Genomic DNA, 22,595 nt, shown 5'->3' with positions numbered 1-22,595 from the left:
TAAGGTTGTTTTAGATGCTAAAATTACCCAAAAGTATACTCTAAACAGCAAGGAGGTATTTTTTTGGATTACAAAGGGTCATCGGTGTATGACAATGAAGATTTTTTCTATAACTATTTATTGAGAAGAAACAGAGCGGATAGCCCAAATAACATTATTGAAAAGCCGGTTATATATGATCTTATGGGCGATGTACTTGGGAAAAAGGTGCTCGATTTAGGATGCGGGGATGCTAAGTTCGGATATGAGTTGCTTGAGCAGGGATGTAACTTTTACGAAGGTGTGGAAGGTTCAAGTAATATGGTCAAAGCGGCAAAAGAACTGTTAAATACATCTAAAAGTGAGATTCACCATGCTACTATGGAGAGTTGGAATTACCCAAAAGAGAAATATGATTTGGTAATCTCTCGATTGGCTATTCATTATTTACAAGACCTAGAACCAATCTTTGATAGTATCCGTAGTGCGCTTATCCCTAATGGTCAGTTTATTTTTAGTGTACAGCATCCGGTTCTAACATCATCCATGAAAAGTGCAACAACTTCAGAAAGAAAGTCGGACTGGATCGTCGATAACTATTTTGAAATGGGTAAGAGAATGGAGCCTTGGATTGGAGAAAGTGTAGTTAAGCACCACAGAACTTTTGAAGAGTATTTTCAGTCACTGAAAAATGTAGGATTTAAAATAGAGGATATTAGAGAATGTAAACCAAATCCTCAGTTTTTTGATAGTGAAGGCGAGTATAAGAGAAGGATGAGAATCCCACTTTTTCTCGTGTTTAAATGTATAAAATAGTTTGTTGAAGTAACGCTAGTCTAATGAGCATATGAATGAAAAGAATTGCAATAAGGAGGACTAAGATGAAACGGATGCAGTTTATACGCCCAACCGAGCATTACGATCAAAGAATTACTGATATCGATGAGCAGATTTGTGCATTGATAAAACAACGTAAGGAACGCTCGGATAATAATCCAGGATTCCCATCTTTTGAGTATATTTCAGATTGGGCGGCGAGGTTTGAACTCTACGAGGATTTCTTGAAAGCGGTATTTGGGACTTTATTTAATGAAGAACATTTTAAGCCGATGGTCGAGCCAACGGATTTTAGAAAACATATTGCTGTTCTACAATCTATTGAGGCAGATGAGTTCTTCTATACACTGACCTCTATACGACAATACAGTAATGCAAGTGTTATCACGCTTAGTATGGATTGGGATATTACCTCTGAATTATATGCTAATAAACCTAACCACTTTGAGTTATATATAGATAAATCGTATGATTGTCGAATGACGAATGGTGGAAGTTCATCAGGACATGCAGCCTATAACTACGTAGTATCTCCGCCTCTCCCAGATGATAACTCCGGTATTACATTAGTGTTTAAGGAATTTAGTGTACCCTTAAAGAAGGACGGGACAGGTACTGAAATTGTGTTTAAGCTAGAATAACTATACAAAGTATTTTAACAATAGAATCTAGCAGGAAGAGGTACGTATCTATGAATCAAATGATCTGGCTAACTGGACTATCGGGTTCAGGTAAATCTACGCTTGCAGAGGAACTGAAAAATCACATTGAGAATTGCTACATTCTGGACGGTGACACATTGAGGAGAGGTATTAATCAGGATCTTCAATTTAGCGAAGAAGATCGACTGGAAGTTGGTAGAAGAATTGGTGAGATTGGTAAGATTCTGCTTGATGCGAACCTGAATGTGATCGTTGCCTCGATCTCTCCATACCGCTCTACACGCGATAAGGTCCGTTCTCTCATAGGGGATTCCTACAAGGAAGTTTATGTTCAATGTCCTTTGGAAGTATGTGAGGAGAGAGATCCGAAAGGTCTATATAAACAAGCAAGAGCCGGACAAATCAAGCATTTTACGGGTATTGATTCTCCATATGAGGAGCCCATTAGCCCGGATGTGATCGTAGAGACAGACAAGTTTTCCTTAGATGAATGTGTGTCGAAAATCCTTCAACACACATCAGCTATGGGGAGGAAATAAAACATTTATTAAATTTGATAGAAAAGACGAGCAAACCATCAACGGTTGCTCGTCTTTTTTACGTTCCATTGTCAGTAACACTGCTGGAAAATAGTTCTGCGAATATCATTGTAAATGATAATCATTATCATATATGATGGGGGTATAAATCTCTCAACATGGAGTGATAGAGAAGGGGGAGCGCAAGACAGTGACATTGAATGATCAAGCTTTGCTATGGAATCAGGCATTCATCAAGATCATAGATATACGACATACAAGAATGGAACAAGGCGAGGAGCTGCATGCGTACAGAATGCCCTCAAGCGTCTTCTTATATGTGACTAGAGGTAGCGCACATCTCCAACTGGACGGCATAGCACACCGCGTCAGCCGGTTTTCCTTGCTCCATGGGGGCAAGGGTCTCTACCTTGATATTACGGCAGATGAGCTGCTGGAATACTATATTATTTTGTATAAAGCGGTACTAGCACTACCATCCCGTCAAGAAACGATCAAGCTGATGGAGAAGCACAATCCGTTTCAAATGCAATATGTATTTAAGCCCCATTATCCGATTTCCGTTTTCCATCATGTCATCTCCATGAGCAAGGAGTGGCATCGTTCAGATCTACTCAATAAGCTTCAAGTTAAAGCGATATTTTATCAAATGGTTTATGAAATTTTAGAGCAGATGGAACGCCAGAATATCATAGCCGTTAAGCCTGACTTAGTGGCCCAAGCGGTTCGTTATATTCATGAACGCTATCGGGAGCCGATAACCCTAGAGACGCTGCTTGAACACCTTAGTTGCAGCTCCAGACAGCTACTGCACGCCTTTAAGAAGCAAGTGAGAACGAGCCCGATCGATTATTTGATTCAATTGCGGATGAGCAAAGCGAAGCAGTTGCTTCTATCCACAGATTTCACGCTGAAGGAAATTGCCGAGAGTGTAGGCTATACTGACAGCTATTATTTCAGCCGTATCTTCAAGAAATACGAGGGTGTTTCTCCCACCAGCTTTAAAGAAGCAGCGTTGCAACAGGAGCAGCGTCGAAATAATCCATCCTTCGTGTTCAGATCTCCCATTGTTGCTAGAAGGCAGCAACGTTATATTGGTAATGAGTTTGAGAATCATTATCAATATAAAAGAGAAGGGGAAATACCGATGTATCGTAAGTCAAGAACAACAATGGCAGCAACCTTATTATTTTGTTTCGTTCTCTTTTTGAGTGCATGCTCGACAGGGGGAACGAATGTCACACCGACAAGCAACAGCACTTCTACTAATAATGTTGCAACTTCCGCAAGTCCAGCTGCGAGTCCGTCGACGGATGTAAGCAATGACACAAGAGTGATTAAGCATGCGATGGGGGAAGAAACGCTTACCGGCGCCCCTGAACGTGTTGTCATATTGACCAATGAAGGAACAGAGGCACTTTTGGCACTGGGCATCAAACCGGTCGGAGCCGTTCAGTCTTGGATTGGTGACCCTTGGTACGACCATATCAAGAAAGACATGGAAGGCGTTACGGTTGTGGGAGACGAGCTTCAGCCGAATATTGAATTGATCGCGAGCCTCAAGCCGGATCTGATTATCGGTAATAAGGTCAGACAAGAGAAAATCTACGATCAATTAAAGCAGATAGCTCCGACGATATTCTCCGATGACCTGGCAGGAGATTGGAAGATTAATTTCAAGCTCTACTCCGAAGCTTTAAACAAGCAGGAAGAAGGAGCGCAGGCGATGGCGGACTTCGATAAACGAGTTGCGGAAGTCAAGGCGAAGCTCGGTAGCAAAGCAGACACGAAAGTGTCGGTGGTGCGCTTCTCCGCGAAACAAGTGCGTATTTATCAGAAGCAAACGTTCTCCGGCGTGCTCTTGAGCCAATTAGGAATTGCACGGCCTGAGTCGCAGGATAAAGACTCCTTTATCGAAGTTATGACCAAAGAGACGATTCCTAGCATGGATGGTGATGTGCTTTTCTATTTTGTGTCTGAGACTCCGGGCAAGGACGATGCATCGAAGGTCGTGGAGGAATGGAAAAAAGATCCGTTGTTCCAAAATTTGAGCGTTTCAAAGAACAACAAGGTGATTCAAGTCGATGAAGCGATCTGGAACTCAGCAGGCGGATATGAAGCAGCCAATCTGCTGCTGGACGAACTCGTTAAATACTTTGATGTGAAATAATAAAGGCGGATCGAATCAACAAGCTGGCGCTGTATTCGCGTCAGCTTGTTGACGATTCCGGCAGTTTAGTTGTTAAGACTGCCAATGAATAGGAGGCTCGGTGCAGACGTGAATGGTTCTTTCCTAAGCAAGCGAAAGCTCGCCGGCCTCGTTGTCGGCGCGATTCTGCTTCTAATTAGTATGTTATGCAGTGTATTGTACGGTCTTCATCAATTCAGCTTAAAAGATCTATGGCTGGCTTACAGTCAATTCAACGGTTCGAACGAACATCTTATTCTGACGAAGGTTCGTGTTCCCCGAACCCTGATTGCGGCACTGGTGGGGGCAAGTTTAGCAGTAGCCGGGGCAATTATGCAGGTTCTGACAAGAAATCCGCTGGCTTCACCCTCTGTCTTCGGTGTAAATGCGGGCGCTGTGCTATTTATTGTCATCGGGCTACTCGTATTCGGTTCCTCGTTAACGATGAGCGGCATGGTCTGGCTTGCTTTCGCAGGTGCGGTCGCAACATCGGCGGTTGTCTATACGCTTGGATTGCAAGGAGGCGGTTTCGAGCCGGTAAAGCTGACCTTGGCCGGCGCTTGTATGGCAGCTTTCGCTTCCTCTATTACATCCGGCATTATTCTAATTAATAAGCAGTCGTTGGAATCTGCCCTATTCTGGATGATCGGCTCTGTAGAAGGAAGAAATCTGGAGCATTTATTGATGGTTCTGCCTTATATGGCAATAGGAATGACGATCTCACTATTACTCTCGGGCTCGTTAAATATTATGGCGATTGGAGACGATAGCGCGAAGAGCTTGGGACAGCGTCTAACGCTGGTCCGCGTGCTGTCAGCTACGGCAATTGTACTATTGGCGGGAAGCTCGGTAGCAGCAGCTGGTCCGATTGCTTTCATAGGACTTATTGTCCCTCACTTATGCAGATACATCGTTGGGCATGATTTTAGATGGCTGCTTCCATATACCGCATTAGTTGGGGCAATTCTTTTGGTGACTGCGGATTTAGCATCGCGCTTTATTCTGGAATCCAGAGAAGTTCCGGTTGGTGTCGCAACGGCGATTATCGGCGTTCCCTTTCTGATCCATGTGGCTAGGAGGAAACAGCATGCTTAAAGCGCGTATAGCGAAGCATTCGTTCTTGTTGTTTTTAGGTTTAACTTGTATCGTTGCCGCATTATCGCTCCTTAGTTTATCCGTTGGGGGAGTTAGCGTACCATTAAAAGAGGTACTTGCTTCTCTTACGGGGCGAAACGCAGAAGCCAGTAACCTTATCATTATGCAGTTCCGTTTGCCTCGAATAGCAGCCGCTATACTCATTGGCGCAGCATTGGCTGTAGCGGGTGCGCTATTACAGGGCGTCATCCGCAATCCTCTCGCTTCGCCCGATCTGCTGGGTGTAACCGGAGGGGCATCGGTAGCTGTAGTTGCCTTTATGACTTTCGTGACCGGCTACAGTATCCACTGGGTACCGTTCATTGCTATCGGCGGCGCGTTGGTTGCGACAACTATTAATTATGTATTTGCCTGGAAAAAAGGTGTGTCGCCGTTTCGGCTGGTGCTGATCGGTATTGGCATTTCTACCGCAATGGGCGCGCTTACTACGTTCCTGCTAATTAGCGGGCCGGCTTATTTGGCCGCACAAGTGCTGAATTGGATGACGGGAAGCATCTACGGCACCAATTGGAGTTATATTGAAGTGCTGTGGCCGTGGGTAGCGGTATTCATTCCTTTATCGCTACTGCTCGCGAAGGAATTAAATGTGCAATCCTTAGGTGAGGATGTCGCTCGCGGGCTTGGAAGCAGGCTTCAGTTAAGCCGAATGATTCTCTTATTTTATAGCGTTGCACTTGCCGGTGCTGCAGTTGGCGTAGCCGGGACGATATCGTTCATCGGATTGATGGCACCGCATATCGCCAGAATGCTAGTTGGAAATTCTTACAAGCTGATCATCCCGGTATCCGCATTAATAGGTGCAATCATTCTACTGTTGGCGGATTTGGCAGGAAGAATGCTTTTTCAACCGCTAGATGTTCCGGCAGGCGTGTTCACAGCAGGCATTGGAGCTCCTTTTTTCATGTATCTGCTGTTTAAGCGCAAGAAGATTTAGATCTTCTTTCAAGAGGATGAGAACAGAGGGAGGCAAAGAATGGGTCAGAAATTGGAGCTTTTTGACGTAACTATAATCGGTGGAGGACCGGCGGGGTTGTATGCTGCCTTTTACAGTGGAATGCGCGACATGAAGACGAAACTGATTGAGGCGAGAGAGGAACTCGGAGGAAGGACATTAATGTATCCGGAGAAGATCGTCTGGGATGTCGGCGGCATGGCCCCCGTTCGCGCAGCACAGCTGACAAAGGTCATGATCCAGCAAGCTCAAACTTTTGATCCGACCATTGTACTGGGTCAACAAATTACCGGGTTGGAGAGATTGGTTGATGGCACGATGCGTATAACATCTGCGACCGGAGAGCAGCATTGGAGCCGGACGCTGATTTTGGCCATAGGCCATGGTGCGCTAAAGCTTGCTAAGCTTAACCTGCCCGGAGCGGAAAATTACGAAAAGGATAATCTCCATTATAACGTTACGGATGTGGCAAGCTTTCGCGGTAAAAGAGTGCTAATCTCTGGAGGCGGTGATTCAGCTGTCGATTGGGCTAATGAACTAGTAGGAATCGCTTCATCGGTTACGCTCGTGCACAGGCGGGAACGATTCAGTGGTATGGAACGGAATGTGAGGCGGATGAAGGCATCGAGCGTTCAAGTTCTTACGCCATATGCCATTAAGGATTTATATGGGAATGGCAATCGCCTTGATGCTGTTTCAATCGCTCCATTAAATGCGGACGGGGAATGGACGGATGAAACAGAACAGGAGCGTCTTGCGGTGGATGCCGTCCTAATTAATCATGGGCTACGCGGGGATTTAGGCCCTATTGTAGATTGGGGGTTAGTGAGTGAGGATTGGAATTTTAATGCGGACGAGAAGCTGGCAACCAATCTTCCGGGAGTGTTCGTGGCTGGAGATACGGCAAATTACGGCAGCAAGCTTTATCTTATTGCCGGAGCTTTTACGGATGCAGCGTTAGCCGTGAACAGCGCCAAGTTGTATATCGAGCCGGATGCGTCAACAAGAGCGCAGGTCTCCTCACATAACAGTAAGTTTGATGAGAAGAACAGGGCGTTAGAGCTTGTAGAGGAACGACGCTGAAGGGATGACTTACAAGCGATGTAAATTCATTAATAGTTTTGGAAAGTTTATCTATGTTTGAAGCAGAATTTCAGCTACTATTGTTAAAGGATAGAACAGTAACTGTTCCTACACTAATGCACATAATTAATAAGACGGTACACTATCTCCCTTATAGATTAGTGATGCTGAATCTGCTTATGTCTATGGATCTCTACCTATCTATCCTTCTAATTTATGATCGGAGATGGTATAGATGAACTCATTGAAAAATAAAATTGCTATCGTTACTGGAGCAAGCAGATCCACAGGAATCGGAACAGCCATATGCCGTTCACTTGCAAGCCAGGGGGCAGATATTTTCTTTACGCATTGGCATCCTTTTGATGAATCAGAAGGGAATGGTGGAGAAAAGGAATGGCCGGAGCAACTTTGTGCAGAACTGAAAAGCTTGGGAGTCAGGGCGAGTCATATGGAAGCGGATTTTTCCAATCCTGAAATCTCAATAAAGATTATGGATCACGTAGAACAAACTTTAGGAAATGCTTCCATTTTGATTAACAATGCAGCATATTGCGTGCCCACGAATTATCAGAATCTGAGCATCATTTCGTTAGATCAACACTATGTAGTGAACAATCGTGGTACGGTTTTACTCAGTACTGAATTTGCCAGAAGATTCGAAAAGAATCATTCAAAGGGGACTCCAGGTAGAATTATTTTTATGGTTTCTAAAGGGCCTGACCCTGATAACCTGGCTTATATATTGACAAAAGGTGCATTAATTGGATTAATTGAACCTCTTTCTGTTGGTTTAGCTCCGCTTCATATCACAGTCAATGGTTTTGATCCGGGTCCTACGGATTCCGGGTGGATAACGGATGAGATGAAAACTCATTTTTTGCCTATGTTTCCAATGGGAAGAATCGGTTTGCCAGAAGATGCAGCTAGAGGCATTAGTTTCTTAGCGAGTGATGATTCGCAGTGGATTACGGGGCAAGTGATTAAGTCTGAAGGCGGATTTCTAGGAAAATAAAAGACATAAATGCTTTATCCTGGCTACCGATTGAACGGTAGCCTTTTTTAGCTAGTGGGCAGACTATCGCCACAAAACATGGAAAATGATGATATAATATCCAAACTCAATAATTCAGATATGAAGGGAGAAGCCCAGCATGATTACTCTCAGAAAGATCACACTAGAAAACCGACGTGCTATTTTCAATTTGGAGGTTTCAGACGATCAATGTCGCTTCGTAGCGTCCAATTTATCAAGCATGGCTTCGTGTTATGTCCTTGTAACTAATGGTGGTCATCCATTTCCGTTTGCGATTTACGCGGATGAAGAGCCGGTTGGTTTTGTGATGATGACTTATGGTATTACTGGATATGAAGTGCCATCCTTTGTAAATGATAGCTATTGTATCTTGCGACTAATGATTGATAAACGATACCAGAATCAGGGCTACGGCCGAGAAGCCATGACAAGAATTTTAGAATTTATCCGCACTTTACCGGCTGGCCCCGCACAATATTGTTGGATTTCTTATAAGGCTGATAACTTGCCCGCTAAAAGGCTCTATGAAAGTTTCGGTTTCCGTGACAGCGGCGAAATTATTGAAGAAGAGCTAACAACCGTATTGCGACTTTGATTTGCTTTTTACTTGGAGATTTCGAACCGCTTTGTGAAATCATCGTTACTTTGAAGCAGTATCAAATCACAATTCACGTATCGGAGATGGAACTGGCTCCCATGTATTGATCGATGTCTCATAGCAATGAGAGAAACTGCTACTCGAAAATGCTAGTAACGGTTTATACTAATTATCTATATTCCAACAGTTCAATTACATTGCCAAACGGATCTACAATGGCGCTATAGATGCCTGGAGGACACTCGCGAGGTTCATCGTATAGCACTTTGATACCAAGCAGCTTATATTGCTGAATAGAAGCGACTAGGTCCTCGACTTGGAGTCCAATTACAACTTGTGATTCTCTTGGATACTGAACTTGAGTATTGAGCTCCACTTGACAGAGTACAATCGGGATAGGTTCGTGCTTCAAGCTAATAAGGCAATCATCATATTGGGTGGAGATTTCGAATCCTAATTTATTACAATAGAAATCAATGGCTACAGTCATATCTGCTATGTTAATAGAAATAACACTGATATTAGGCATACAATTATTCCTCCAATAGGTTAGAATACGTGCACAAACAAGGGATAGGATCATTTATTGACAGCACAATATTCCTTGACCTGCCTCTAACTTGCTCTTAAGACTTGAAAGCATCTGTGCCCAAGCCTGCTCATGCCAGCTTCTAGCGGTTTGTGAGGGTTCAGATTCTGTCCATCCCGAATGACATATCGTAACAAGTGTACCATCGGAAAAAGCTTTCAATTTCACCTCCCTTCCTTCAATTCGACTAATACTTCTGGGGCAAACCATTCCGATAGAAGATCCGCTTCAGTCCATGCCTTCCATACCAATTCTAGATTACTGTTAACGACGATTTGTGATACTAGACTCATCTGGTCACCTCTTATCAGGAAGATTACTGTCAATTTGATTAAGTATATGTGATTAATCAGCTTGTAAAGTCTTCTAGTTTGCTCGCTTTCGGTTAAATTTCTCAAACAATAACAGCGGCAAATTAACGACGATTGGTGGATCATGCGGGAGAGGATCTCTTAAGAGGATGTTTACGTGCAACTTCGTTGTAATATTCACTTCAACAGGCTCATCAAATTTCCCTCGCAAACATGTATCTAACTTAAAATAGTCAACAGGATTACGACTCCATGGAATACCTGCTGCAAGTATGTAATACGTAGCAGGTGAGATATCGGTAAATATGCATTCGCGATTGCGCATATTGAGCGCAGTACCGACGATGGGTTTCTGATCGGGAATGGGGCGTGGAAATAAACCTACAAATAATAGACCGCGAAAATCCGGTGGTGTCTCTAGTTGACAGTGAATACACATTTGTGGTGAGGATGGCAATGTATCAGATGTTAAGGGTGTGTGTTCATATTGATTCATATGGGAGAATAACTCAGACGAAGTGGCTGCAAACTTCTTAGGTGATAGGCCGACGAATTGCTTGAACCGATGATGGAAGGAGCCGGCACTTCGGAAGCCTATCGAGAGCATAATCTTCGTTAGCAACGAAGGTTGTTTCAGCAGCGCTTGTTTACCAGATTCAATCCGCAAGGCGGACAAGTATTGGCGTGGTGAAATTCCTGTTGCCTTCTTAAATATTCTAGTGAAGTGATAGGCGCTATAACCGACTAGATGAGCGAGTTGCTCTGAAGTTACTTCTTCATCAAGATGCTCCTTCATGTATTGAATAGCTAGCTCCGTCGCGTGGATATAGCTATGATGTGGTAGAAGAGTAGGCTCTACGTTAACCATCTCCTTCATTATCATAGGGGGTTCATAGTGTGTAATATTAAAAAAACCTATATATGTAGTATTTTAGGTTTTATTTGAACGCAGTACAATGCTTAGTTGAAAATATGTAATAAGGAAAGCTCGAGGTGTGAAATGGACAGAGTAGCGAATATAAGAACTGAAGAGAAGAGATATCATGACTTGTGTTACGATAGTTATAATTTGTTCGAGCCAGGTTCCTGGCTACATAGACCCGTAAAAACGGTAATCGATCTATTAGAAGAATACAGAGATCAAGAATACTTAAGTGTATTAGATTTAGGAGCTGGGATTGGTAGGAATAGTATCCCCATAGCGGAATCCATGAAAAATAGAAATGGGAAGGTAGTTTGTGTTGATTTATTGGAGTCGGCCATAGAAAAATTGGAAGGTTATAGTCGAAAATTTGGAGTCGAACCATTTATTGTAACAAGACTATCTGACATTGAATATTTCATTATCGATCAAGAGGAATATGACATTATCTTAGCTGTATCTGCCTTGGAACATATAAGTTCGGAAAAAGCTCTGGAAAGTAAACTTAACGAAATGATTATTGGAACTAAAAGAAATGGAATCAATTGCATTATTATCGGATCGAACATACAAGAGGTAAACCTTGAAAATGGACAAGAACTAGACCCGATGTTTGAAGTGAATATACCTACAGAAAGAATGATTGATTTATTAGTTCAGCAGTACACTGGATGGGAAGTTAAACAACGATTTGTAAAACAAATAGAATATGAAATTGATAGAAAAGGCCACCCCGTAAAACTGACAACAGATTGTATAACCTTTGTTGCTAAAAAAATATAATAAACACTAGGAGATTGTTATGCCTTTCACTTTTGCTCATCCTATTTTTGCACTTCCTTTTAAATATGTGAACCCAAAATACTTTAGTGCTACCGGCTTGATTCTAGGAAGTATGTCACCTGATTTTGAATATTTTATTATGCTTGAGCCCCATCAAAGTATAGGGCATTCTATAACAGGATTATTTTTACAGGCAATTCCCCTATGTGTGATTATTGCACTAATTTTCCATTTTATAGTTAAGGAGATATTAATATTGCATCTTCCTTCGAACTATAATATAGATCAACGAGCGTACAATACCTTGAGCAAGTGGAGATTGACCTCTAAGGGCTGGGTAGTGTTCATCATATCTGTGATTATTGGTTTCTTTACTCACGTGTTCATCGATGGTTTTACACATTTCAATGGTTACTTTGTAGAACAATTTCCCCCATTAAGGGATATAGTGATTTATAATTTCACTCTTTATAAAATATTGCAGCATTCGTTTTCTATATTCGGATTACTCATGGTAACTTGGATCATAGTTAGGTCGTTGTATCGACATCGAGAAACGGTAACAATGATACCAACAGTTACAACAATACAAAAAAATATTTTCTGGACATCAGTAGTTGTTGTAGCGATAGCAGTAACTAGTATGAAGTTACTTTTTAGTTCGAGCAGGAATATAATTGGTATTCTTGTGGTTTCGCCTATTACAGGGGGATGTTTAGGAATATTGTTTGTATCGATCGTAATAAGAGGTTTACAAAAGACAAAATAATCATAATTCGATTCGTTAAATAAATTACGAGTAAGAATATCATCGCATCATTAAAGCATCTATTGAATGTTTTTTGAAATAATAGAATTTGTAAAATTTTGAGACTGCGGAGAAATGTGAAACAAATTCAATGGATGGTCCTATATTCAACTGTTGGGGATGGGGAGCCCTGTTTTTTATTAAGCACACGCCTCTATGGGATGTAGAACGGACAGAGTGGATCTTATATCCTCCGAAATGCATGTTTTAGTCGAGCTTACGGACAAATGTATGCGAAAAACCGAATACAATGTGCCGCCGGTAACGTAAACGATCTAAATGTATGCGAAAAATCGAATACAATGTGCCGCCAGTAACGTAAACGAGCCAAATGTATGCGAAAAACCGAATACAATGTGCCGCCGGTAACGTAACGAGCTAAATGTATGCGAAAAACCGAATACAATGTGCCGCCGGTAACGTAAACGAGCCAGCGCCGTTATTCGCCCTGATTCACCCGGAATGGGCTTGTTATTAGGGAATAAGTGCAATATGGTCCGTCCCTAATATATGTGCTTATTTCATCGAAATAAAGGCTATACGGTTGGTAAGCGGAACCTCACACGGATACGAGTATGGAATTACGGATGTACTCAGCTTGTAACTTTACCTCCAAGGACGCCGTCAGGTGCTTTTTTTATTATTTTAAAAATGGTTGAGAAATACATAGTTAATAAGGGGAACTTTACTTATAATATTATTTTAGCGTATTTTTCCAGTACGCTGTATTTTAAGCAACACTAGGCTGAAAGGAAGTTATCCCTTGTTTGAGACTTTGCTTTTAAATTTCTTGTTTTTATTGTTTCCAATCTTAATTTTTCTACTTTTCTTTGAGAATCGTGCTTTTGCTTATAATAGTAAGATTCTAGTTCTACTGTCGGCAGTGACCATGTGTCTCTGCATAGCGAAACCTTTTAAACTCGATATGGGCTTTATTTTTGATTTGAGATATATCCCGTTTATCATTGTGGCTCTTTTTGGTGGGTACAAGAACGTTCTACCGCTATATATCCTTTTAAATATCTATCGATTCTATGTGGGGGGAGAGGGTACGTTACAATCCTTTCTTTTCGCCACTTCAATCCTAATTCTGGTTCCTCTATATAGTAAAAAGTTCCTAAAACTAGATTCGAAAAGTCGCATCATCGCGGCAACAATAATTTCTTTTCTGACAATGGGATTTTACCTAATTATATTAGGTTTTACACAGGGGAGTTTAAATAGGGAATATTGGTTTCTCACCTTAAATGCCTTTACGACGCATGTCGGGGTGATGTGTATCAATATGATCTTAATAGAAAAGATTATTACTAATATTAAGAATCGCGACCGAATTATGCAATCTGAAAGATTAAATGTCGTGAGCGAGCTAGCGGCAAGTGTATCACATGAAATCAGAAACCCGCTTACAGTGACCAGCGGTTTTTTGCAGCTGTTGAATAAATCGAAGACGATCACAAGGGAGGAGAAACAGTACGTAGAGTTATCTCTATTAGAATTACAGAGGGCTGAAAAAATCGTGAGTGACTATCTTTCATTTGCTAAGCCGCAATCCGATAATATGGTTTATTCCAACATGCAGGAGGAGGCAGAATATACTAAGAATATCATCATGCCTTATGCCACTATGCACAAAGTAGAGGTCAAATTTAATTTTAATAATTCGCTATTCAAAAATTATGATCGGAACCAAATACAGCAATGTCTTATTAATCTGTATAAAAATGGAATCGAAGCCATGAAGGAAAAGGACGGTGGTACGCTGTTCATCGATATTTCGGAAAAAAAACAAAATATTATTATCAGTATTCGCGATACTGGCATTGGAATGACAAAGGAAGAAATATCGCGTCTCGGTAAACCGTATTATTCGACCAAAGCTGAAGGTACGGGACTGGGGATGCTTATGGTCTACAGTACCATTGATAAAGTGAAAGGCATTGTTGAAGTTGATAGTGAAAAAGGAAAAGGCACAACGTTCCTTATCACCATTCCAACATAAGGGCAAGCTGCAGAGCGTCTCGTTTGCTGTTTATCCCCCACTAGGAGTGTGTAATACCTTTCATGAATGGATTTCGTGTCATAAGGGCAACGACCCTGTGCGAAGTCCCATCTGGAGGTGCAGCAATGGAGATATTTGTAACTATAGGTGTCAAACTGATCATTAGTTTCTTTGGTTTGTGGATCATTACCTTTATTACTGGCCGCAAGACGCTTAGTCAATTGACGCCACTTGATTTCCTGTCATCATTGATTTTAAGTGAGATTGTAGGGAATACGATATATGATAATGAGGTGAAGATCTGGCATCTGCTGTTTGCGCTTTTCATCTGGACCGCTTTGTCTTATTTGTTTGAAAAGGCAACGACCCATTTTGTGAAGTTCGGGAACATGGCGGAAGGCCGGACGGTGTTGCTTATTGACGATGGCAAAGTGAATCAGGATTTGATGGAGAAATACGATATTGAGTTTACCCAACTGCTGTTTATGCTGCGGCAGCAAAATATTTTTTCTCTAAGTGAAGTGAAGTATGCTCTGCTCGAAACGAATGGCTCACTGTCGATTATGCGCAAGTCTGAAGAGGAGCAATCGGAGCAGTCTTCCTCTTTTTCCATTACAGTTATTGATAAAGGTAGGCTGCTGGAAGATTCGATGCGTGGCAGACCGATGAATAAGATACAGATCCAGGAATGGATCAGGGAGCATGGCTATCAATGCGTTGAGGACATTGCTTATGCTGAATACAAGGAAGACGGATCACTCTATATCATACCTAAAAACAAACCATAAACCTTGTTAATAGTAATATATTTTAATGGAGGTACATCTTTATGGGGATTTCTTTATGTAAAGCAGACGTAAGTGATGCGGAATTTATTCATCAAATGCAAGTCAAAGCCTTTATGCCATTACTGGAGAAATATAAGGATTATGAAACCAGCCCTGCCAATGAGTCCGTAGAAAAAATGATAGATCGAATTAATCAGTCTTTTACAGATTATTTTATGATTAAGAATTCTGATATTGTTGTGGGCGGTGTCCGAATCGTTAAAAAGGAAAACAATACTTACCGTGTCAGCCCTATATTTATTATGCCAGAATACCAGGGGATGGGGATCGCCCAGCAGGTTTTTGCAATCATTGAACAGAGATATAATGACGCGAAAAAATGGGAGCTGGATAGTATTGAGCAAGAGCAGAGGAACTGCTATTTATATGAAAAGGTAGGATATAAACGAACAGAAGAAACAAAGCAAATTAATGATAAGTTAACTTTAGTATTTTATGAAAAAACTATTGATTAAAATATAGACAGCGGACAGCTCGTGTCCACTGTCTTTTTTTGATTAAAATTAATAAACTCTAATACGCTTCACAAATAACGATAAAATTAATCCGATAACTGCAATTGCTGCGATAAATAAGTATGCATGTGTAATTCCTGCGGTTAAAATTTCAGGCTGTGCAGCAGTTGGATGTGTATTCGCGAATCGTGTTTGTCCGCTAGACATTAGTGTAACGGCGAACGTTGTACCAAGAGCACCTGCGATTTGTTGAAGTGTGTTCATAACAGCAGCCCCATCCGGATAGTATTTCACGGGTAACTGATTTAAGCCATTGGTTTGAGCGGGCATAATGACCATAGCTAATCCGATAAACATAGCGCAGTGTATTAAAATAAAGGTCAGGTTACTGGTTTCAGTAGAATTGCTTGTAAATAGAAAACCTGCAATGGTTGCGATGGAGAATCCAAGCGGCAGCAATAATTTTGGACCGAATTTATCAAATATTCTACCCGTAACTGGAGCCATAGCTCCGTTAATCACACTCCCTGGAAGGAGTAGAATTCCTGCAGCTGTAGCTGATAACAATAAACCTCCTTTTAAATATAACGGTAATAAAATGGCAGAGGATAAAATGATCATCATTCCTAAAAAGACCATTATCAGACCTATTGTAAACATAGGATATTTAAACACTCGTAAATTTAGCATCGGCGTTTCCAACTTAAACTGTCTTAATACAAACAGAATTAAGCTGATGACACCAACGATAAGAGGCAGATAGACAATGATTTCACTTAAAGCATGATCAGCGATGTTGCTAAATCCAAATACGATGCCACCAAATCCGAAAGTAGAAAGTAGAATGGATAAAATATCTATTTTAGGTTTAGAGATTTTGGCTACATTTTTGATAAATGTTAATCCGAATCCAAATGTAAATAATAATAAAGGTAAACTTGTCCAAAAGATAAACTCCCAGCCCAAATGATCCACGATCAAACCAGACAAAGTTGGCCCGATGGCCGGTGCGCACATAATAACAAGTCCCATCATCCCCATGACAGTTCCACGTTTATGTGCAGGGAAAATTATTAGAATAATGTTCGTCATTAGGGGCAGCAATAAACCAGTTCCCAAGGCTTGCACTAAACGCGCAATTAATAAGGAGGTGAAATTGGGGGAGAGGGCAGCAATTAAAGTACCAATGATAGATAATAACAAGGATGCTGTGAATAATTGTCTAGTGGTAAACCATTGCATTAATAGGGCGGATATCGGAACGAGGATACCTAATACAAGTAAATATCCTGTGGTTAGCCATTGAACCGTTGAGGCGTTGATTGAAAATTCATCCATTAAGTTGGTAAAAGCCATATTTAAGGCAGTTTCACTAAATAGTCCGACGAATGCTCCTAGCATAAGGGAGAAGGCCATTAGGGCGGGACGTTTAACTTGAACAGCTGCTGTTGATTCCATGATAGGGATAAACCTCTTTTCAGAAATGGATTCGTATTATTTTTGAAGAATAGATGATATGTCAACTATAGGGCAGAGGATATACATTTATGCCTCTCTTACATTATTCTGCACACGAGTTAACAAAGTTGTTAGCGCTGAGTACTCCGCAGGAGAGAATCCTGTCGCTATAATTTCGTTTAATTTGATCGTCACCTCATTGATTATAGTCTCTAATTTCCTGCCTTCGTCTGTGACAAAAACATTTACCGAACGACGGTCTTGCGTACTTGGTACTTTATGAATGTACCCCTTGTTCTCTAAGCTAGCGATCATTCGGGCAACACTGGCTTTATCCTTCCCAAGTTTATTAGCAATCTCGTTCTGAGATAGACCTTCTTTCTCAAGCAACAAAGCCATAAGTAAATGTTGTTCAGGCGCAAGCCGAACGGGTGCAAGCAATTTTGTTAAATAATTGGCTATTTCTAAGTGTAAATCTCGAATAACTAACCCTAGCGGGTCTTTGGAATCCATATGATCTCTCCTAATTAGAAAAATAGATGATATATCAACGTTTATGATTTGTTTATATTAACATAAAGTAACACATACATGTCAAGTCAAAGAGAAATCAAGTACATAGGATTAACAAAATTTATAGTAGAATTATAGACTTTGGTACAAGCGTGAAGACCTCTTCCACAATATATTGTTGTAAATACAGTGTAGGAGGGAAAATCATGAAGCAAAGAATATCTTCAATAAGAAGAGTCAAAAGTTCTTTGAGTAAAGGAATAAAAACGAAACGTAGTTCCGGAACGAAAAGAGTAGGGAAGTCAAGGATTCATATTAGACAAGCTAACGCATTTGAATTGCAAGTTTTTAGATTAGTCAACGAAGAACGGACGAGTAGAGGAATCGCTGCCTTAACTCTAAATACGCGGCTAACTGATCTTGCGGTTTTGAAATCAAGAGATATGAGGGATAATAACTATTTTAGTCATACCTCTCCAACTTATGGTACCCCCTCTCAAATGCTAGATCGATTTGGAGTGGAGTGGCGTGCTTATGCAGAAAATATCGCGGCGGGCCAAGCAACACCTGAAGCAGTAATGAGAACGTGGATGAATAGTACTGGTCATAGAGCTAATATTTTGGATCCTCGCTTTACGGATATTGGGGTTGGTTATGTAGGGGGAACTGCGACTAGTCAATATCAACATTATTGGACACAACTGTTTATTCAGAAACCATAAGAGATCACAGAGAAGCCACTCTATAATGAAATACGCCTCTGATTGTGTGTCTAACCATTGAGGTGAAGTTCATTTACGGGGTGGTTTGTTTTGTGTTTTTGAACTGCTTTACAGAAACCTTTCTGGAAGAATGTCGTCTAACAAGATATGGAATTTTGAGGAGGGGAACTATGCGTAAAAGATGGATACTTATAGGCGTCTTGCTGCTTATGGCAATCACTCCATTGATTGATGTCACAAAGGTACAAGCCGCAAAAGTATTGTTTGACGGAACTAGTAGTGCGGAGCAACTAAAAGCACTAGCTTCAATTAATAAAATTCGGCAACAAATGGGGTTGGATGAAGTGAAACTTGATCCTGCCCTCGTTAAGGCGGCGATTAATCATGCTCGCTATGCTAATGCTAATTTTACAATAAAGTCTGAAGGCGATTTATCTATAGAAGTGAAAGGTCGTGAGTTCTTTACCCAACAAACGCCTAAAGAGAGAGTGTTAACGTCGGGTTTAAGCGGAGAAGTAACGGAGATTATGGAAACCGTATATATGAAAGAGCGGGCCTATGATGAATTTGATATGGCTTCAGAGATTAACGAGCTAGCAGTTATGCATGATCGCAGGGAAGTGATGCTGACCCCGGCAGTTGCTTCTATTGGCATTGCACGAGTGGGTAAGTCTACCGTGATTGTTGGTGCTGTGAAGTCAGAAGGCGTAATGACTACACCAGCGACTGCGAGCTTATTTCCTTATGATGGAATGACGCGAGTGTGGTCAGGCAACATTTACAAAATGAATGCACAGCAGTTAATTCAAGGAGAAGCTACAACACTTACGGTCTTTAGTAGTCTACGGGATGTAGCGGACATAAAGGCTAAACTAAGCACACAGGCAGGCAACCGCCACATTAGTATCCCGCTTAGTGTGAAGAAACTCAATTCTGGTTACGGGTATGTATTAACAGCGCAGCGTCAGTTGAGGGGGGATCGGGAGTATACCGCGGAGGTTTCATTTCAATCTGGTGGCGAAACGCTAGTGAAAAAATGGACCTTTAAGACAAGCCCATTCCTGTATCAGTTGAATATTGATGATATGCCACTTCTATCAGCACCGCCGCTAAACATTGTGAATGGTATTTCAGAAGTGCCCATGCGTTATCTCTTTGAGTTATTTGGAGCCAGGGTAGAATGGAACAAGGCAACTCGCACGATTACCGCTGAAAAAAATGGACTTTCTCTGAAGATGACCATCGACGATCATACAGCCTACATTAATGGACAAGCTGTGCAGATGAATAGCCCACCTCATCTATACGGTTACTCGACCTATGTTCCCCTCCGATTCATATCCGAAACGTTCGGATATGACGTTGAATACGATCCGATCGAACGTTCGGTGGACATTTGGACAGGGCTTTTATGAATATAAATAATCTATTTTTCCACATACTATATTGTAATTACAGATACTTCAACGACCCCAAGAGAAATTGGAGCAAGCTCGTTAGAACCCTTCAGCATCATGAACTTCTCTTAGTGACTGGAGGGAAGGGCAGCTTTATGATGGAGCGAAAACGACATTCGTTTAAAGCTGGTATGTTATTCTATATTTCTCCAGATGTTAAGCATTCAATAGAGATAGATGCTGAAGATCCCTTATGCTTTCTGTCCGTTCATTTCAACTATGCGAAGGTGAGCATGAACGAGGAGAACTGGGGAATTAGTGGTGATGTGGATTCACTCCATTTGCAAGCTGTATCCGAATTGAAGGATTATTATCAAGTGGAAGATATCTTCGGACAAATGATTCAGAGCTGGAATACTAAGCTGCCAGGGTATGAATTTGTAGCGAAGACTTTGTTACAGCAGCTTATCATTGCAATTGCTCAAAATACACAAAAACAAAGTCAAAATTACTCCACTTCATTAAAGGTGGAAAAAATTATTAATTATATGCATCAAAAGATCAATGAGAAAGTTAGCTTGAGCGAATTGTCAGATTTGGTACAGCTTTCACCTGCTTATTTATCGAGAGCATTCAAAGAGATTACAGGTTATTCGATCATTGAGTTTTTTAATAAAATGAAAATTGATAAAGCGAAAGAGCTGATTCTTGAAGGGGACATAAAAATCAAAGCGGTTGCGCAAACCCTTGGATTTACGGATGAATTTTATTTCAGCAGAATTTTTAAAAGAATGACAGGCATCAGCCCTTCGGAATTTCAGAGCAAAAATGTCCATGGAGTTTAGAATAATGCATGGTATAGAGCCAATCTGACTGTTAATATGAGGTTGTTATTGTTAGCAGAAAGAAGGCTTTTTTATGTCCATGTGGAAAAGGAATTTGATCGTTTGCTGGTTTGGTATGTTTGTAACGGGTGTAGGTATGAGCCAGATTGCGCCAGTATTGCCACTTTACATTAAGCATCTTGGCGTGGATAACGCCGATTCCGTTGCTCAGTTTTCTGGCATTGCTTTTGGGATTACCTTTATCGTTTCAGCCATATTTTCACCCATTTGGGGACTGGCGGCAGACAGGTTCGGACGAAAACCAATGCTTTTGCGGGCAAGTCTTGGGATGGCGATTGTGATCAGCTGTATGGGTTTTGCGCCTAATGTGTATGTATTAATTGCACTAAGATTATTACAGGGCACAATAACGGGTTATAGTACAGCTTGTACTACATTAATCGCCACTCAGACGGATAAGGAACATGCAGGATATGCTTTAGGAACTCTTTCAACAGCCAGTATTGCTGGAGCCTTGCTTGGCCCAACGATTGGTGGTTTCATTGCAGAGAGCATGGGTTTACAAAGTTCATTTTTTGTTACGGGTGGACTGATGCTGGTTGCCTTCATTACTACCGCTTTGTTCGTGAAGGAATCTTTTCATCGTGAAGATAAAAAGACGCTAAGTATCAAGGAGGTCTGGAGCAGTGTTCCAGAGAAGAGCCTAACGCTAACCTTGTTTGTAACCTTCTTTATTCTAACTGTTGCTTTATACTCTGTAGAACCAATTATTACGGTATATGTTACTCAGCTCTCCAAGAGTGCTAGTCATGTGGCTCTGCTTGCAGGGATGACCTTCTCAGCTTCAGGGCTGGCTAACATCATTGCTGCTCCAAGGCTTGGCAAGTTGTCTGACCGAATAGGTGCTCAAAAAGTTATACTAGTTGCGCTTATAGCGGCAGGACTTCTGTTTATCCCACAAGCGTTTGTTCAGAATCCTTGGCAGTTAATGGGTCTGCGTTTTCTACTAGGATTAGCGGCAGGTGGGTTAATACCTTCTGTGAATATCCTCGTTAAGAAAATAACACCAGATGCGCTTACAGGCAGAGTGTTTGGATTTAACATGTCGGCAGGTTATCTTGGCACATTTGCGGGTTCGGTTCTAGGTGGGCAAGTGGCAGCCTGGTTTGGGATCCGAGATGTATTCTTTATTACCAGTGTTTTGCTATTGATAAATGCAGGCTGGGTTTATTTTAAAGTATATAAAAAACTAAGCTTAAATGGGAGAGAAGACAATGGAAGACTTAAAGAGATCAGAAACTGAATGTATTGATGCAAAGAAAACGGCGCTGGTTGTAATCGACTTGCAAAATGGAATTGTTAACATGCCTAATAAGGCTCCACATACAGGTGAGCAGGTGGTTCAGAAGGGCAGCAGTTTAGTTCAAGCCTTCACGGAAAAGGGGGCGTTTGTAGTACTTGTAAGAGTATCCTCGTTAGATGGACAGGATATGTTAAGACCTCAAACAGATCTGAAGATGAATGCAGGAGCCATTCCAGAAGGTTGGGATACCTTGGTACCTGAATTATCTGACTTCAAAAACGCACATGTGATATCTAAACGTCAGTGGGGGGCATTCTTCGGAACGGATCTTGATTTACAGCTACGGCGTCGTGGTATAGATACAATTGTCTTGTGTGGTATTTCTACATCCATAGGTGTGGATACGACAGCTAGAGAAGCTTATCAGCTTGGTTACAACCAAGTTTTTGTGGAAGATGCAATGACTGCTTCTACGAAAGAAGAGCATGACTATGTGTGTAAAACGATTTTCCCTAGAATCGGCAAGATTCGGTCGAGTGGTGAAGTAATATCCCTCTTAAAATAGGATGAAAAACCCTCATGCTCTCTGTAATCCCAGAGATTGTCATGA

25 protein-coding genes are annotated in these 22,595 nt (G+C 41.3%); 19 read left to right on the top strand and 6 right to left on the bottom strand.

Annotated elements, in window-relative coordinates:
* Positions 1–63: 63 nt before the first annotated feature.
* The 9 genes from H70737_RS19505 (at position 64) to H70737_RS19465 (ending at position 9,026) form a co-directional block, all read left to right on the top strand.
* Entirely contained in the window at positions 64–795 is a 732-nt protein-coding gene (locus tag H70737_RS19505) for a class I SAM-dependent methyltransferase (protein WP_042189829.1), read from the top strand.
* A 65-nt stretch (positions 796–860) separates the two neighbouring features.
* Entirely contained in the window at positions 861–1,457 is a 597-nt protein-coding gene (locus H70737_RS19500) for a hypothetical protein (RefSeq protein ID WP_042189827.1), read from the top strand.
* Complete coding sequence (gene cysC / locus H70737_RS19495; RefSeq protein WP_052404351.1) at positions 1,454–2,017, top strand: adenylyl-sulfate kinase; 564 nt, start codon at positions 1,454–1,456, stop codon at positions 2,015–2,017. The genes H70737_RS19500 and cysC overlap by 4 nt, the downstream gene beginning before the upstream one ends.
* Before the next feature lie 190 nt (positions 2,018–2,207).
* Entirely contained in the window at positions 2,208–4,187 is a 1,980-nt protein-coding gene (locus tag H70737_RS19490; RefSeq protein ID WP_042189824.1) for an AraC family transcriptional regulator, read from the top strand.
* A gap of 84 nt (positions 4,188–4,271) precedes the next feature.
* Complete coding sequence (locus H70737_RS19485; RefSeq protein ID WP_042189822.1) at positions 4,272–5,300, top strand: FecCD family ABC transporter permease; 1,029 nt, start codon at positions 4,272–4,274, stop codon at positions 5,298–5,300.
* Positions 5,293–6,294 carry a FecCD family ABC transporter permease gene (locus tag H70737_RS19480; RefSeq protein ID WP_042189820.1) on the top strand — a complete coding sequence of 334 codons (1,002 nt, stop codon included), beginning with the start codon at positions 5,293–5,295 and terminating at the stop codon, positions 6,292–6,294. The genes H70737_RS19485 and H70737_RS19480 overlap by 8 nt, the downstream gene beginning before the upstream one ends.
* 39 nt (positions 6,295–6,333) lie before the next feature.
* Positions 6,334–7,395 carry an NAD(P)/FAD-dependent oxidoreductase gene (locus H70737_RS19475; RefSeq protein ID WP_042189818.1) on the top strand — a complete coding sequence of 354 codons (1,062 nt, stop codon included), beginning with the start codon at positions 6,334–6,336 and terminating at the stop codon, positions 7,393–7,395.
* 235 nt (positions 7,396–7,630) lie between these two features.
* Positions 7,631–8,410 carry an SDR family oxidoreductase gene (locus H70737_RS19470; protein WP_042189816.1) on the top strand — a complete coding sequence of 260 codons (780 nt, stop codon included), beginning with the start codon at positions 7,631–7,633 and terminating at the stop codon, positions 8,408–8,410.
* 139 nt (positions 8,411–8,549) lie between these two features.
* Positions 8,550–9,026: a GNAT family N-acetyltransferase gene (locus tag H70737_RS19465; RefSeq protein ID WP_042189814.1), complete on the top strand. Its 477-nt coding sequence runs from the start codon at positions 8,550–8,552 to the stop codon at positions 9,024–9,026.
* 172 nt (positions 9,027–9,198) lie between these two features.
* On the opposite strand, the gene H70737_RS19460 is transcribed toward H70737_RS19465, so the two are convergent.
* From H70737_RS19460 to H70737_RS19455, 4 genes are all read right to left on the bottom strand, one after another.
* A complete protein-coding gene (locus H70737_RS19460; RefSeq protein ID WP_042189812.1) occupies positions 9,199–9,558 on the bottom strand; it encodes a VOC family protein in 360 nt (119 codons plus the stop codon).
* A 54-nt stretch (positions 9,559–9,612) separates the two neighbouring features.
* Positions 9,613–9,780, bottom strand: a complete 168-nt coding sequence (locus tag H70737_RS31325) for an SRPBCC family protein (RefSeq protein ID WP_231573312.1) — start codon at positions 9,778–9,780, stop codon at positions 9,613–9,615.
* 2 nt (positions 9,781–9,782) lie between these two features.
* On the bottom strand, positions 9,783–9,911 hold the full coding sequence (locus H70737_RS31320; RefSeq protein WP_231573311.1) for an SRPBCC family protein: 129 nt from the start codon (positions 9,909–9,911) through the stop codon (positions 9,783–9,785).
* 73 nt (positions 9,912–9,984) lie between these two features.
* On the bottom strand, positions 9,985–10,806 hold the full coding sequence (locus H70737_RS19455) for an AraC family transcriptional regulator (protein WP_331281386.1): 822 nt from the start codon (positions 10,804–10,806) through the stop codon (positions 9,985–9,987).
* 123 nt (positions 10,807–10,929) lie between these two features.
* On the opposite strand from H70737_RS19455, the gene H70737_RS19450 reads away from it, so the two are divergent.
* The 5 genes from H70737_RS19450 (at position 10,930) to H70737_RS19430 (ending at position 15,747) form a co-directional block, all read left to right on the top strand.
* Positions 10,930–11,634: a class I SAM-dependent methyltransferase gene (locus H70737_RS19450; protein ID WP_042189810.1), complete on the top strand. Its 705-nt coding sequence runs from the start codon at positions 10,930–10,932 to the stop codon at positions 11,632–11,634.
* A 19-nt stretch (positions 11,635–11,653) separates the two neighbouring features.
* Positions 11,654–12,403, top strand: a complete 750-nt coding sequence (locus tag H70737_RS19445) for a DUF4184 family protein (RefSeq protein ID WP_042189808.1) — start codon at positions 11,654–11,656, stop codon at positions 12,401–12,403.
* Between the two features lie 1,324 nt (positions 12,404–13,727).
* A complete protein-coding gene (locus tag H70737_RS31315; RefSeq protein ID WP_231573310.1) occupies positions 13,728–14,444 on the top strand; it encodes an ATP-binding protein in 717 nt (238 codons plus the stop codon).
* Positions 14,445–14,569: 125 nt separating this feature from the next.
* The gene (locus H70737_RS19435) at positions 14,570–15,232 is read left to right on the top strand and encodes a DUF421 domain-containing protein (protein ID WP_042189803.1); all 663 of its coding nucleotides are present in this window, start codon (positions 14,570–14,572) and stop codon (positions 15,230–15,232) included.
* Positions 15,233–15,273: 41 nt separating this feature from the next.
* The gene (locus H70737_RS19430; RefSeq protein WP_042189801.1) at positions 15,274–15,747 is read left to right on the top strand and encodes a GNAT family N-acetyltransferase; all 474 of its coding nucleotides are present in this window, start codon (positions 15,274–15,276) and stop codon (positions 15,745–15,747) included.
* Positions 15,748–15,795: 48 nt separating this feature from the next.
* Here the strand turns inward: H70737_RS19430 and H70737_RS19425 are convergent, their stop codons facing one another.
* Together H70737_RS19425 and H70737_RS19420 are read right to left on the bottom strand one after the other, a co-directional pair.
* A complete protein-coding gene (locus tag H70737_RS19425) occupies positions 15,796–17,205 on the bottom strand; it encodes an MDR family MFS transporter (RefSeq protein ID WP_042189800.1) in 1,410 nt (469 codons plus the stop codon).
* Between the two features lie 87 nt (positions 17,206–17,292).
* Positions 17,293–17,718, bottom strand: a complete 426-nt coding sequence (locus H70737_RS19420) for a MarR family winged helix-turn-helix transcriptional regulator (protein WP_042189798.1) — start codon at positions 17,716–17,718, stop codon at positions 17,293–17,295.
* A 206-nt stretch (positions 17,719–17,924) separates the two neighbouring features.
* Between H70737_RS19420 and H70737_RS19415 the strand changes: the two genes are divergently transcribed.
* The 5 genes from H70737_RS19415 (at position 17,925) to H70737_RS19395 (ending at position 22,550) form a co-directional block, all read left to right on the top strand.
* Positions 17,925–18,440, top strand: a complete 516-nt coding sequence (locus tag H70737_RS19415; protein ID WP_052404350.1) for a CAP domain-containing protein — start codon at positions 17,925–17,927, stop codon at positions 18,438–18,440.
* Between the two features lie 170 nt (positions 18,441–18,610).
* The gene (locus tag H70737_RS19410; RefSeq protein ID WP_042189796.1) at positions 18,611–19,855 is read left to right on the top strand and encodes a stalk domain-containing protein; all 1,245 of its coding nucleotides are present in this window, start codon (positions 18,611–18,613) and stop codon (positions 19,853–19,855) included.
* The gene (locus H70737_RS19405) at positions 19,852–20,682 is read left to right on the top strand and encodes an AraC family transcriptional regulator (protein ID WP_042189794.1); all 831 of its coding nucleotides are present in this window, start codon (positions 19,852–19,854) and stop codon (positions 20,680–20,682) included. Before H70737_RS19410 ends, H70737_RS19405 begins: the two co-directional genes overlap by 4 nt.
* Positions 20,683–20,755: 73 nt before the next feature.
* Positions 20,756–21,985: a multidrug efflux MFS transporter gene (locus H70737_RS19400; protein ID WP_042189792.1), complete on the top strand. Its 1,230-nt coding sequence runs from the start codon at positions 20,756–20,758 to the stop codon at positions 21,983–21,985.
* Entirely contained in the window at positions 21,957–22,550 is a 594-nt protein-coding gene (locus H70737_RS19395) for a hydrolase (RefSeq protein ID WP_042189790.1), read from the top strand. Before H70737_RS19400 ends, H70737_RS19395 begins: the two co-directional genes overlap by 29 nt.
* The last annotated feature ends 45 nt before the right edge of the window (positions 22,551–22,595 follow it).

The organism is Paenibacillus sp. FSL H7-0737 (assembly GCF_000758545.1).
Lineage (GTDB): Bacteria > Bacillota > Bacilli > Paenibacillales > Paenibacillaceae > Paenibacillus_AQ.
This window is presented reverse-complemented; position numbering and strand designations above follow the sequence as displayed.

What these genes read in the sequence shown, in the direction of transcription:
- H70737_RS31320 (WP_231573311.1), bottom strand. Translation starts at nt 9,911, where the DNA reads ATGAGTCTAGTATCACAAATCGTCGTTAACAGTAATCTAGAATTGGTA.
- H70737_RS19435 (WP_042189803.1), top strand. Translation starts at nt 14,570, where the DNA reads ATGGAGATATTTGTAACTATAGGTGTCAAACTGATCATTAGTTTCTTT.
- H70737_RS19430 (WP_042189801.1), top strand. Translation starts at nt 15,274, where the DNA reads ATGGGGATTTCTTTATGTAAAGCAGACGTAAGTGATGCGGAATTTATT.
- H70737_RS19415 (WP_052404350.1), top strand. Translation starts at nt 17,925, where the DNA reads ATGAAGCAAAGAATATCTTCAATAAGAAGAGTCAAAAGTTCTTTGAGT.
- H70737_RS19455 (WP_331281386.1), bottom strand. Translation starts at nt 10,806, where the DNA reads ATGAAGGAGATGGTTAACGTAGAGCCTACTCTTCTACCACATCATAGC.
- H70737_RS19480 (WP_042189820.1), top strand. Translation starts at nt 5,293, where the DNA reads ATGCTTAAAGCGCGTATAGCGAAGCATTCGTTCTTGTTGTTTTTAGGT.
- H70737_RS19420 (WP_042189798.1), bottom strand. Translation starts at nt 17,718, where the DNA reads ATGGATTCCAAAGACCCGCTAGGGTTAGTTATTCGAGATTTACACTTA.
- H70737_RS19445 (WP_042189808.1), top strand. Translation starts at nt 11,654, where the DNA reads ATGCCTTTCACTTTTGCTCATCCTATTTTTGCACTTCCTTTTAAATAT.
- H70737_RS19400 (WP_042189792.1), top strand. Translation starts at nt 20,756, where the DNA reads ATGTCCATGTGGAAAAGGAATTTGATCGTTTGCTGGTTTGGTATGTTT.
- H70737_RS19465 (WP_042189814.1), top strand. Translation starts at nt 8,550, where the DNA reads ATGATTACTCTCAGAAAGATCACACTAGAAAACCGACGTGCTATTTTC.
- H70737_RS19485 (WP_042189822.1), top strand. Translation starts at nt 4,272, where the DNA reads ATGAATAGGAGGCTCGGTGCAGACGTGAATGGTTCTTTCCTAAGCAAG.
- H70737_RS19450 (WP_042189810.1), top strand. Translation starts at nt 10,930, where the DNA reads ATGGACAGAGTAGCGAATATAAGAACTGAAGAGAAGAGATATCATGAC.
- H70737_RS31315 (WP_231573310.1), top strand. Translation starts at nt 13,728, where the DNA reads ATGATCTTAATAGAAAAGATTATTACTAATATTAAGAATCGCGACCGA.
- H70737_RS19405 (WP_042189794.1), top strand. Translation starts at nt 19,852, where the DNA reads ATGAATATAAATAATCTATTTTTCCACATACTATATTGTAATTACAGA.
- H70737_RS19475 (WP_042189818.1), top strand. Translation starts at nt 6,334, where the DNA reads ATGGGTCAGAAATTGGAGCTTTTTGACGTAACTATAATCGGTGGAGGA.
- H70737_RS19500 (WP_042189827.1), top strand. Translation starts at nt 861, where the DNA reads ATGAAACGGATGCAGTTTATACGCCCAACCGAGCATTACGATCAAAGA.
- H70737_RS19425 (WP_042189800.1), bottom strand. Translation starts at nt 17,205, where the DNA reads ATGGAATCAACAGCAGCTGTTCAAGTTAAACGTCCCGCCCTAATGGCC.
- H70737_RS19460 (WP_042189812.1), bottom strand. Translation starts at nt 9,558, where the DNA reads ATGCCTAATATCAGTGTTATTTCTATTAACATAGCAGATATGACTGTA.
- H70737_RS19410 (WP_042189796.1), top strand. Translation starts at nt 18,611, where the DNA reads ATGCGTAAAAGATGGATACTTATAGGCGTCTTGCTGCTTATGGCAATC.
- H70737_RS19395 (WP_042189790.1), top strand. Translation starts at nt 21,957, where the DNA reads ATGGAAGACTTAAAGAGATCAGAAACTGAATGTATTGATGCAAAGAAA.
- H70737_RS19470 (WP_042189816.1), top strand. Translation starts at nt 7,631, where the DNA reads ATGAACTCATTGAAAAATAAAATTGCTATCGTTACTGGAGCAAGCAGA.